Here is an 11,156-nt window from a genome sequence, read left to right on the forward strand (position 1 = left end):
GGTGGCCAGCCCGCTCGCGCTGGCCACCGACAAGGCCGTCAACGCCAAGCTGCGCCTGGACGGCGGGCGAGTGGTGGTGGCCTCGGACGGCAAGACCGGGCAGGAGGTCACGGCCAAGGCGCTCCAGAAAGCCGTACTGCCGCTGCTGACCGAGACCGGGGCGGCCCGCACCGGGGCGGTGGCCACCGAGGAGGTGCAGCCCAAACTGACCCGGGACAACGTCGGCCGCCTGGGCATCAAGGAGCAGATGTCGACCTTCACGGTCAACTTCGAGCCCGCCCCCTACCGCGTCACGAACATCGGCCGCGCCGCGGAACTGATCAACGGGTCGGTCGTACTGCCGGGCGAGACCTGGAGCTTCAACCGCACCGTGGGCGAGCGGACCGAGGCCAACGGGTTCGTCGAGGGCATCATCATCAACAACGACCAGTTCGAGAAGGCCGCCGGAGGCGGCGTCTCCGCGGTCGCCACCACCACCTTCAACGCCATCTTCTTCGCCGGAGTCAAGCCGGTGGAGTACGGCGCCCACTCCTTCTACATCGAGCGCTACCCGGAGGGCCGGGAGGCGACGGTGGCCTGGGGCAGCCTCGACCTGAAGTTCAAGAACGACTCGGGCAACGCCATCTACATCGACGCGCGCGCTACGGACAGCTCCGTGACCGTGAGCTTCCTCGGCGCCAAGAAGTACGACGCGGTGGAAGCGGCCAAGGGCCCGCGCACGAACGTGAAGCAGCCGGCAACCCGCGAGGGCTCCGGGGACAAGTGCGTGCCGCAGACCCCCCTCGAAGGCTTCGACGTCGCGGTCGACCGGGTTTTCAAGGACGGCGGCAAGGAAGTGAAGCGGGAGACCTTCAAGACGCGGTACGTGCCCCGCGACAAGGTCACCTGCGACGGAGCGACCGACGAGTGACGAGCGCCGGAACGCGGGGGCGGACCTCCGGGCCGTCCCCGTGCCCGTCACGCGGCGCGTCCACAGCCCGGGAATCAACCTCGCAGGATGAGCGCGGGGAGACCGGTCGACGTCGTGTGGCGACGCGACTGCCACGGCGCGCTCCATGGAGTGACTGCTGGACTCGTGCACGGACTGCGCCAGCTGCTGCCGTCCTGCCCGCCGGACCGTGTGGGTCCGTGTTTTGACGATTACGTCCCACGTCCGGCCGGATCTTGAGGACTCTCCTGCTACGCGGACGCCTCCGCGCCCTGACCTCGGGCTGCGCCTCCTCCTATGTACCGACTACCGGGTCGGTCAGGGCCGGCGTGGCTACCCACCGTTGGAGAACGGCTGATCCGTCGTCGAGAGACATCAGGCGCCCCTGGGACCGCTCAACTCTGAGGCGCTGCTTTCGTTTCGTTTAGGATTCATGCTCCTCACAATGTGTTCACATCTTGTTAACTCGTGATTCCAGGGTGACGTCGGTGTTGTGTCGCGAGGCGCGCTAGGATCACGGCGTGGTTACGAACTGGTCTCCCCGCGGAGCGCGGCAGGCACGCCCATGGGCTGGTCTGCTGCATCTCTTCGGGTTGGCCGCCCTGCTGTTCGGCCTTGTATACGCCCACAGTGTGAGCACCGAGGGTGTCGCAGGGCATATCAATGCCACTGCGGCAACCGCCTCGCAGGGCGCCGTCGACGGGCAGGTCACGACGCTGGTCGCCGATGCTGAGCAGACGCTCAAAGGTGCGTCGTTCGACTCGCACGACCACGATCAAGCCCCCTCCCACCCTGCGCAGGAGTGCACGCCAGGGCAGCCCCAGCAGGGGGTCGCCTTTAGTGCTCCCTGTCTTTCTCCGTTGAGCGAGGAGCTGCAGCCTCGCGGGGCGGACATCCGTCGGATTTTCCCGGAAAGGGCAGGGGTGACTGTCTCGTCGCCCATGGAGTCCAGAACCTCCACCGTGCTGCAGGTCTAGATTCGGCACGCCTCCGCTGGTCAATCCCGCGCAGTAAAGCGAATGGACCGCTACTGTCCGTTGCGTGCGGCTTTGGCCGGATTGTGGCGCCCGACTTCCCGTACGGCCGCTCGCAGGCTGAACGGTCCGGACGACGGCGCTCGCCCACTGCTCGCCGACCTCTTGCTGCTCTCCCTAGTCCACAGTGCCGGGAGACGGCAGCCGCACGGAGGACCTGTGCCGAACGACCAGTCCCTCGCACCTCCAGCCCAACCTGCTCGGCCATCGCCGCGCCGGTTGCTGGCCTGGGTGCTGGGTGCCCTACTGCTGACGGGGCTCTTTCACTGTCCTGCCCTTCCGCATGACGGAGACCATGGTCATCTTCCGTCGTTGGTGCTGGCCAGTGGCACAGCGCCGGAAGTCGAATCTGCACTTCAGAACGAGTCCGGGCATTCGCATGGCGGTGCCTTCTGCACATCCCCCGGACTGATCCCCCAGGTTCAGGGTGGCCCGGATTCGCCGACCCGCGCGGGAGCGCTGCTCCCTGCCACCGCAGTACCGGCAGTTGCGGCCGTAGGGCTCTTCGCGCTTCAGCCCCGGCGCCGTAGACATCGGATAGCCACGCCCGGCCGCTCCACGCTCACGATCGTCTGTCGGTGGCGGATTTAGACCTCTCGGTCGCAGCCGTACACAACGGCTGCCGCATGCTGCCCGCGAAGGCGAGGACTGCTCCCTGCCCTGCTCGGGCCGCATGCGAGATGAGCGAACACCTGACGCACATCATCGAACGAGAGCGGACAATGCATTCTCCGACCACTGACATGACACCCCCCACCCGCTCTGCCCTGTCCGGGCTGGTCGGCAACACCCCGCTGCTGCGGGTATCGGAGCCTCTCGCCCCGGAGGGGCGAGGTTTCTGGGCCAAGCTGGAGGGCTTCAATCCCGGCGGTATCAAGGACCGTCCGGGCCTGCACATGGTCGAACGGGCCCGTGCCCGCGGTGAGCTGCGGCCGGGCGCCCGGATCATCGAGTCGACCAGCGGCACGCTCGGCCTGGGGCTCGCCCTGGCCGGCATGGTCTACGGCCACCCCGTCACCCTGGTCACCGACCCGGGCCTGGAAATGTCCATGTCCAAGCTGCTGATGGCGTACGGAGCCCAGGTCAACGTCGTCTCCGAGCCGCACCCCACTGGGGGCTGGCAGCAGGCGCGCCGGGACCGGGTCGCCAAGCTCATGGAGCAGCACCCCGGTTCCTGGTGCCCGGACCAGTACAACAACCCGGACAACACGACCGCCTACACCCCGCTGGCCCTGGAACTGGCCACGGAGCTGGGCCACATCGACGTACTGGTGTGCAGTGTGGGCACCGGCGGGCACTCCGCCGGAGTCTCCCGGGTGCTCCAGCAGCTCTACCCGGATCTGAAGCTGGTCGGCGTGGACACCATCGGGTCGACGATCTTCGGTCAGCCCGCCCGTCCCCGGCTGATGCGTGGCCTGGGCTCCAGCATCTACCCGCGCAACGTGGCGTACGACAACTTCAGCGAGGTGCACTGGGTCTCCCCGGCCGAGTCGGTGTGGACCTGCCGTCAGCTCGCCTCCTCCCACTACGCAACGGGTGGCTGGAGCGTGGGCGCGGTGGCGCTGGTCGCGGGTTGGCTGGCCCGGACCCTGCCCGCGGACGCCCGGATCGCGGCGGTCTTCCCCGACGGTCCGCAGCGTTACCTGGGCACCGTCTATGACGACGATTACTGCGCCGCCCATGGCCTGCTCGATTCCCCGCCCGCGCCGGAGCCGGAGGTGATCGGCCGCCTGGACGAGAAGGAGGTCAGCCGCTGGACGCGGTGCGAGAACGTCGTGGACCCGCTGACGCTGGCCGAGTCTGAGCCGCAGCAGTACGACACGGTCGGTCTGCTCGACGCGACCGACACGGAAGCCGAGGCGTTGGCGGACAGCGACATCACCGAGCAGGGTGACGACCTCGACGAGGTCGAGGAGGGCAACCGGTGAAGGGCACCCTCGCGCAGGTGCGTTCCTACGAGCGCAGCGTCCAGTTGTTGATGGTGAACCAGTTCACCATCAACCTCGGCTTCTACATGCTGATGCCGTACCTGGCGGCGTATCTGGCAGGGCCCGTGGGGCTGGCGGGTTGGCTGGTCGGGCTGATCCTCGGCGTGCGGAACTTCAGCCAGCAGGGGATGTTCCTGCTCGGTGGAACGCTCGCCGACCGGCTCGGATACAAGCCCATGATCATCGCCGGTCTGGTGTTGCGCATCGTCGGCTTCGCGACCCTCGGGTTGGTGGAGTCCGTACCCGCTCTGCTGGCCGCGTCGGCGGCGACGGGACTGGCCGGGGCGCTGTTCAACCCGGCCGTACGAGCCTATGTCGCGGCGGACGCGGGTGAACGCCGGGTCGAGGCGTTCGCGCTGTTCAACGTCTTCTACCAGGCCGGGATTCTGCTCGGCCCGCTGGTGGGCATGCTGCTGACCGGCGTGAGCTTCCGTGTCACGTGCCTTACCGCGGCCGGGATCTTCGCTCTGCTGAGCATCGTCCAGATCCGGGCCCTGCCTGCCCGCCGGGGCGACGACGCGGGGCGCGGACAGGACCAGGAGGGCGTGCTGTCCCAGTGGCGGGGCATCGTGTCCAACCGGCCGTTCCTGCTGTTCTCGGTTGCCATGATCGGCTTCTACGTCATGCAGTTCCAGGTCTATCTGGCCCTGCCGCTGGAGGTACGGCGCCTGGGTGGCGACGGGACGTTCGGCACGGGGGCGGTGGCGGTGCTGTTTGCCGTCTCGGGGTTGAGCACGATCCTCTTCCAGACCAAGGTGACCGCCTGGTGCAAGGCCCGCATGGAACCGGGCCGCGCGCTGACCTGGGGGCTGCTGACCATGGGGTTGGGGTTCGTTCCGCTGCTGGTGGCCACTGCGGTCCCGGTGCCGGACGGCGGGGTGGGGCTGTGGCTGCTCGCGGCCGTGCCGCCGGCGCTGTCCGCGCTGCTCCTCGCGATCGGCACGATGATCGCGTACCCCTTCGAGATGGACACCATCGTCCGCCTCTCCGGCAACCGCCTCGTCGCCACCCACTACGGCCTGTACAACACCATCTGCGGCATCGGCATCACCCTCGGCAACCTGCTGACGGGTGCCGCGCTCGACGCCGCGCGGGCCGCCGGGATGTCCGCACTGCCGTGGGTGGCGCTGTGCGCGCTCGGCCTCGCCTGCGCGGCCGCCCTCTACGGGCTGCACCGCACGGGCCGCCTGGCACCACCCGTGCGCGAGGCGCAGCCAGAGCCCGCGCACGCATAACACGACGTCCTGCGCTGGAGGGGGCGGACGAGTTCGCTGCCGCCCCCTCCGGCCGGCCACGCCCACGTCGATGGGCGGGCGTGTGCGCCCACGGACACAAGCACCGCCAGGCCCTCGCCCGCCCGTGCCAGGCCACCGATCACCTGCCACGCCTCGTACGGGCCGGTCGTGGAGCCGTCGGGCTGTGTCGGCCGCACTCCTCCCGCCCCCGCAGAACCCCATCGCAAGTCGCCACCGCCTTCGGCCGCCGAGACGGCCGTCCGCGAAGGAATAGGTAAGGACTGAAGACCACCGTGAGCCCGAAACCCGTCGTACTGATAGCTGAAGAGCTGTCGCCCGCCACCGTTGACGCACTCGGTCCGGACTTCGAGATCCGGCACTGCAACGGCGCCGACCGAGCCGAGCTCATCCCGGCGATCGCCGACGTCGACGCGATCCTTGTGCGCAGCGCGACCAAGGTCGACGCCGAGGCCATCGCCGCGGCCAGGAAACTGAAAGTCGTCGCCCGCGCCGGCGTCGGCCTGGACAACGTCGACGTACCCGCCGCCACCCAGGCCGGTGTGATGGTCGTCAACGCCCCCACCTCCAACATCGTCACGGCCGCGGAGCTCGCCTGCGGCCTGCTGATCGCCACCGCCCGCAACATCCCGCAGGCCGACACCGCCCTGAAGAACGGCGAGTGGAAGCGCAGCAAGTACACGGGCGTGGAGCTGAGCGAGAAGACCCTCGGCGTCGTCGGCCTCGGCCGCATCGGTGCCCTGGTCGCCCAGCGCATGTCCGCCTTCGGCATGAAAATCGTCGCCTACGACCCCTATGTACGGCCCGCGCTGGCGGCGCAGATGGGCGTCAAGCTGCTCTCACTGGACGAGCTGCTGGAGGTCTCGGACTTCATCACCGTGCACCTGCCGAAGACCCCCGAGACGCTGGGCCTGATCGGCGAGGAGGCGCTGCACAAGGTCCAGCCGCACGTCCGGATCGTCAACGCCGCGCGCGGCGGGATCGTCGACGAGCAGGCGCTGTTCAACGCGCTGAAGGAGGGCCGGGTCGCGGGCGCGGGCCTGGACGTGTACGCGCAGGAGCCCTGCACGGACTCCCCGCTCTTCCAGTTCGACCAGGTCGTCTGCACCCCGCACCTCGGCGCCTCCACGGACGAGGCCCAGGAGAAGGCGGGCATCGCCGTCGCCCGTTCCGTCCGGCTGGCGCTCGCGGGCGAGTTGGTCCCCGACGCGGTCAACGTGCAAAGCGGCGTCATCGCAGAAGACATACGTCCCTGGCTGCCGCTCGCCGAGAAGCTCGGCAGGATCTTCACCGCCCTGGCGGGCGAGGTCGCGGTCCGGCTCGACGTCGAGGTGTACGGCGAGATCATCCAGCACGACGTCAAGGTCCTCGAACTCTCCGCGCTCAAGGGCGTCTTCCAGGATGTCGTGGAGGACACTGTGTCCTACGTGAACGCCCCGCTCTTCGCACAGGAGCGCGGCGTCGAGCTTCGTCTCACCACCAGCTCCAAGTCCCCGGACCACCGCAACATGGTCACTGTCCGCGGCACACTCGCAGATGGTGAGGAGGCCTCGGTCTCCGGCACTCTTGTCGGCCCCAAGCACATCCAGAAAATCGTGTCGGTGGGTAAGTACGACATCGACGTCCCGGTCGCCGACCACATTGTCTTCCTGCGCTACACCGACCGCCCCGGCGTCGTCGGCACCGTCGGCCGGATCCTCGGCGAGTCGGGCCTCAACATCGCCGGGATGCAGGTCTCCCGCCTGGACGAGGGCGGTGAGGCGCTGGTCGTGCTGACCATCGACAACGAGGTCCCGACCGACGTCCGCAGTGAAATCGCCCAGGAGATCGGCGCCACCTCGGCCCGCTCAGTCAACCTCGACTGACCGACAGCACCCGCTGAACGGCGCGGAGTGCCGTTCAGCGGGTCACCGGGTACTGGGCGTCCGGACCGCCCTGGCGCACCTGCTCGATCTGCATCCCTTTTTGTCCGGGCTCGCCCTGTATCCAACTGATCCGGGACGACGTTAAACGACCCGGCGACGGCGTCGCCGTCTGCCCTGCGTGCCTGGTCGGCGGTATGGCTGGCGCTGACCAGGGACTCCCTTGGCTTGTAGCTCAGGCGCTCCGCAATACCGGCGCCAGCGGGCCGTAGCCGGCGGTGCCTAGCGGCCATGCGTATCGGCGTAGCGCGCGTCACATTCCAGGGTTATGGGATCTCGCCGTCCGGTGATGTGCCCCACAGGATGTTTATCCCTTACTAGGTGGAATAGTGGCGAAAATTGCAGTAAATGGAGGCGTTTTCGCTGCGTAGCTTTGGCGATGGTTTGGGCTCCAGGGTCCGGAGTGACGGAACGGCGGCCAAGTGGGCATTATGCGCCGCTTGTGCGGTGTATGTAAGCCTCTTCGTCAAGGTGGCCCGGTGTTCGTTTTGGGGTGATTTGGCCACGAGGGTCATAGGTGCCGAAGAGGTCGAGATCCGAACGCCCGTCTACGGCCCTGGCTAGTAGAACGGCTCTTTGAGCAATGGAGGGAGCGCGGGTACCAAGGGGTGGCCCGCCCGGCATGTGGCTTGTGTGCCGGGTCCATTCATGCCCGGAGGTAATCCCGAATGTCCCAGCGCACTCGCTCCCACAATCCCGGCTCGTCACTGCTCCGCACTCGGGCGGCCGTCATAGCCGTCGGCCTCGGAGCGTCGGCGGTGCTCGGCGTGGGCGCCGCGGTGGCTGCGGGAACGGGCAAGACCGCCGCCGCGCTTCCTGGCTCGGCCACGGCTCAGGTCGCTGAGAAGTCCGCCGAGCAGGCCGCAGCCGTCAAGACGGCCGCGAAGAAGGCGCCCTCATGGGTCGCCCCGGTCAAGAAGTACAAGCTCACCGCGGGCTACGCCCAGACGGGCAGCAGGTGGTCGTCGACCCACTCCGGGCAGGACTTTGCCGTGCCGCTCGGTACCCCGGTCGGCGCCGTGCGCGGCGGTACCGTCGTCAAGGCCGGGCCGAACGGTGGCGGGGACGGACCGGCGTACGGCAATGCCATCGTGATCAAGCACGGCAACGGGACGTACTCGCAGTACGCGCACCTGTCCCGGATCGATGTGAAGGCCGGGCAGACCGTGAAGACCGGGCAGACCATCGCCCGGTCCGGCAACACCGGCAACTCCAGCGGTCCCCACCTGCACCTCGAGATCCGCACGAGCCCGAACTTCGGCACCGCGATCAACCCCCTCGCGTTTCTGCGCTCGCAGGGCCTCACCGTCTGACGCGCGGTCCGAAGCGCAGCCCGAGGCGTGAGACAGGGTGCTCACGCGCATCAGGACGCGGTTGCCGGCGTGCGGGCGTACGCGGCCATGTCGTCGTCGGCGACCTGGGGCCGTCGGAGGTGGCACCGCGCTCGCGGGTAGATGCCTGGACTTCGAGGACGCGCGCTGCACCGCCGCAGGAGGGTGATAGCGCGCTGTCCTGGCAGAGACCGCAGCAGCGACTGGTCGGCCACGAGTAGCGCGATGTGGTCGGGGTGGAGGTCACCGCGGTCGGGCGGGCCCTGGCGATCGGTGTGATCGTGGCGCTGGTCGCCCTTGATCTGGCGCTGAGCATAGTGCGTCCACCGGCGGTGCGATCATGCCCAACTGGCGGCGGATTTCCTACGGAATCGCGGGAGTGCCCGGGCTGCCCGCGTGTTGGGCAGTCACTCGTCTCCGAAATTTCTTAGTAAATCTTATTGACACTCGTTGTCGTTTTCAGCGAGCGTGGGGTCATGCACCTGCGCTTCTCCATACCCGCCGCTGCCGTCACCAGCGCCGTGGCACTCTCACTGGTCGGCTTGTCCGCCTGCAGCTCCTCTGACACCGCCGCCGGGAGCGACGATGGCGGCAGGGTCGATGTGGTGGCCTCGTTCTATCCCATGCAGTACCTCGTTGAGGAGATCGGTCGCGACCACGTCTCCGTGACGACTCTCACCAGGCCCGGTGTCGAGCCCCATGACCTGGAGCTCACCCCGCAGCAGACGGCCCAGCTCGGCGAGTCCGACTTCGTTCTCTATCTCAAGGGCCTCCAGCCTGCCGTTGACGAGGCCGTTGCTCAGTCCGGCGTGAAGGACGCCGTCGATGCCACGGCCCTCACCACTCTCGAAGATCTCGGCACGGCGGACACCGAAGACGGGGAAGAGGGCGGTGAGGCCGCCGCCTCGCTCGACCCGCACATCTGGCTCGACCCGGTCAAGTACGCCGAGGTCGCCAAGGGTGTCGGCGCAGCCCTGGAGAAGGCCGATCCGGAAAACGCCGCCGCGTACAGGAAGAACACCGAGGCCCTGGTCGCCAAGCTCGACAGCCTCGACGCCAGATTCGCCGACGGTCTGGAGAACTCCGCGAGCAAGGTCTTCATCACCTCCCACACGGCTTTCGGTTATCTCGCCCAGCGGTACGGTCTTGAGCAGCAGGGCATCGCCGGGCTCGACCCGGAGTCCGAGCCGAGCGCGGCACGGATGAAAGAGCTGCAGGAGATCGCCAAGCGGGACAAGGTCACCACCGTCTTCTTCGAGACCCTCGCCAGCGACAAAACCGCGAAGACCCTTGCCCGGGACACCGGCCTGAAGACCGATCTCCTCGACCCGGTCGAGGGAATCACCGAGCAGTCGCGCGGTGACGACTACATCGAGGTCATGGGCGCCAACCTCGCTGCGCTGCAGAAGGCGCTCGGCGCGAAGTGACGGGGCCTGCTCTGCCCGTCCCCCGTCGTCCCTCGGGTGCCGGCCCCGAAGGCCGCCCCTGCTGGGGCTGCTTCGCGTGGTCGGGGGCGGCTGCTCCGCCTCAGGGTAAACAACTGAACTACTAAGTTGCTACGAGGTGTAGTAATTTCTGTCGAGTGGAAGCCGACACGCGCTCAGCCGCCTACCCGAGTCCTGCACTCTCCGCCCCGCGTCAGTCCCCCGAAGGGCCTCCGATCGGGCCGAGGAGAGCCGACCCTCGGCCGGCGGACAGCGGCTTCCGGATCCGGTTCATGGACCCGGAAGATCTCCCGTTCGTGGTGGCCGAGCACCTGAGACACTTTCCGGACAGCTTCTTCGCGCGCCTCGGGCCGAGGTTCCTGACCGCGTACGACCGGACCTACCTCACCAGCCCGGACGCGCGTGCTTACGTCGCGGAAATGGGCGGGCAGCCGGTGGGCTTCCTCATCGGTGGGATCGACCCGGCGGCGCACCGCCGCCATGTGCTGCGCGACTACGGCCGCGGACTGCTGCTGCGCGCATTGGGCAGCCTGTGTCTGCGGCCCCGCCTCGCGCTGCACTTCCTGCGTACCCGGCTGGTGCGCTACGGCCGCAAGCTGATACCGAACCGGGCGACCCGGCAGGCTCCCGCCGTCGGTACCACCGGCGTCACCGCTGTCCTGGACTATGTCGTCGTGGCCGAGCACGCCCGCTGCCGTGGCATAGGGGCTCGGTTGATCGCGCGGTTCGTCAAGGACGCCACCGATGCGGGCTGCGCGCGTGTCACTCTCGTCACCGCCGCCGAGGGCGGGGCTGGACCGTACTACGAGCGGCACGGCTGGCTGCCTCAGGGAGAAGTCCGCACGCCCGAGGGCCGCCGCCTCCTCACCTACGATTTCCCGCTGCACGAGGGCCCGACACCCGAGCACCCCTGAGGCGCCGGCCTCGTCCGCCCCGCCCAGGACCGACCAGATCACCCCCACCGGAACCGCCGTCTGCTCGGCACGGCTGTCCCGGAAGCACTCCAGGAGATCCTGCTTGACCAGCCACGCACCGGAGACGGGGCACACGCGCACCGCGGCCCGCCCTCACCACCCGCACAGGGCCACGGCATCGTCCACCCGAATGCGCCGCCTGAAGCTCACCCTCGGAGGAGTGGCGCTGCTCTCCGCGACCGCGCTTCTGGTCAGCGGCTGCTCGTCCTCGTCGGCGTCCGATGACGCGCCGTCCACGCCGACTGCCGGCACTTCTGAGGCGACCTCGCCGATCCCCTCCC

At 68.4% G+C, this 11,156-nt stretch carries 9 protein-coding genes; 8 read left to right on the top strand and 1 reads right to left on the bottom strand.

Features of this window, described 5'->3' with window-relative positions; all coding sequences use genetic code 11:
- The 8 genes from CCN44_RS23410 to CCN44_RS23445 form a co-directional block, all read left to right on the top strand.
- A partial coding sequence (locus CCN44_RS23410; RefSeq protein WP_167404020.1) for a VanW family protein occupies window positions 1-910 on the top strand: 910 nt, incomplete at its 5' end.
- A gap of 650 nt (window positions 911-1,560) precedes the next feature.
- The gene (locus tag CCN44_RS23415; protein ID WP_143649926.1) at window positions 1,561-1,905 is read left to right on the top strand and encodes a hypothetical protein; all 345 of its coding nucleotides are present in this window, start codon (window positions 1,561-1,563) and stop codon (window positions 1,903-1,905) included.
- Between the two features lie 779 nt (window positions 1,906-2,684).
- The gene (locus CCN44_RS23420; protein WP_086699277.1) at window positions 2,685-3,890 is read left to right on the top strand and encodes a PLP-dependent cysteine synthase family protein; all 1,206 of its coding nucleotides are present in this window, start codon (window positions 2,685-2,687) and stop codon (window positions 3,888-3,890) included.
- A complete protein-coding gene (locus tag CCN44_RS23425; protein WP_086699263.1) occupies window positions 3,887-5,185 on the top strand; it encodes an MDR family MFS transporter in 1,299 nt (432 codons plus the stop codon). Before CCN44_RS23420 ends, CCN44_RS23425 begins: the two co-directional genes overlap by 4 nt.
- Window positions 5,186-5,478: 293 nt before the next feature.
- Window positions 5,479-7,068, top strand: coding sequence for a phosphoglycerate dehydrogenase (gene serA / locus CCN44_RS23430; RefSeq protein WP_086699266.1), 1,590 nt, complete (start codon window positions 5,479-5,481; stop codon window positions 7,066-7,068).
- A gap of 725 nt (window positions 7,069-7,793) precedes the next feature.
- Window positions 7,794-8,438 carry a M23 family metallopeptidase gene (locus CCN44_RS23435; RefSeq protein ID WP_086699269.1) on the top strand — a complete coding sequence of 215 codons (645 nt, stop codon included), beginning with the start codon at window positions 7,794-7,796 and terminating at the stop codon, window positions 8,436-8,438.
- 494 nt (window positions 8,439-8,932) lie between these two features.
- The gene (locus tag CCN44_RS23440) at window positions 8,933-9,883 is read left to right on the top strand and encodes a metal ABC transporter substrate-binding protein (protein WP_086699272.1); all 951 of its coding nucleotides are present in this window, start codon (window positions 8,933-8,935) and stop codon (window positions 9,881-9,883) included.
- 290 nt (window positions 9,884-10,173) lie between these two features.
- On the top strand, window positions 10,174-10,815 hold the full coding sequence (locus CCN44_RS23445) for a GNAT family N-acetyltransferase (RefSeq protein ID WP_086699275.1): 642 nt from the start codon (window positions 10,174-10,176) through the stop codon (window positions 10,813-10,815).
- A gap of 153 nt (window positions 10,816-10,968) precedes the next feature.
- On the opposite strand, the gene CCN44_RS45605 is transcribed toward CCN44_RS23445, so the two are convergent.
- The coding region (locus CCN44_RS45605) for a hypothetical protein (protein ID WP_208639822.1) at window positions 10,969-11,156 on the bottom strand (188 nt) is incomplete at its 5' end.

It is taken from the genome of Streptomyces tricolor (genome assembly GCF_002155905.1).
In the GTDB taxonomy this organism is placed as follows: domain Bacteria; phylum Actinomycetota; class Actinomycetes; order Streptomycetales; family Streptomycetaceae; genus Streptomyces; species Streptomyces tricolor.

What these genes read in the sequence shown, in the direction of transcription:
- CCN44_RS23420 (WP_086699277.1), top strand. Translation starts at nt 2,685, where the DNA reads ATGCATTCTCCGACCACTGACATGACACCCCCCACCCGCTCTGCCCTG.
- CCN44_RS23435 (WP_086699269.1), top strand. Translation starts at nt 7,794, where the DNA reads ATGTCCCAGCGCACTCGCTCCCACAATCCCGGCTCGTCACTGCTCCGC.
- CCN44_RS23440 (WP_086699272.1), top strand. Translation starts at nt 8,933, where the DNA reads ATGCACCTGCGCTTCTCCATACCCGCCGCTGCCGTCACCAGCGCCGTG.
- CCN44_RS23445 (WP_086699275.1), top strand. Translation starts at nt 10,174, where the DNA reads ATGGACCCGGAAGATCTCCCGTTCGTGGTGGCCGAGCACCTGAGACAC.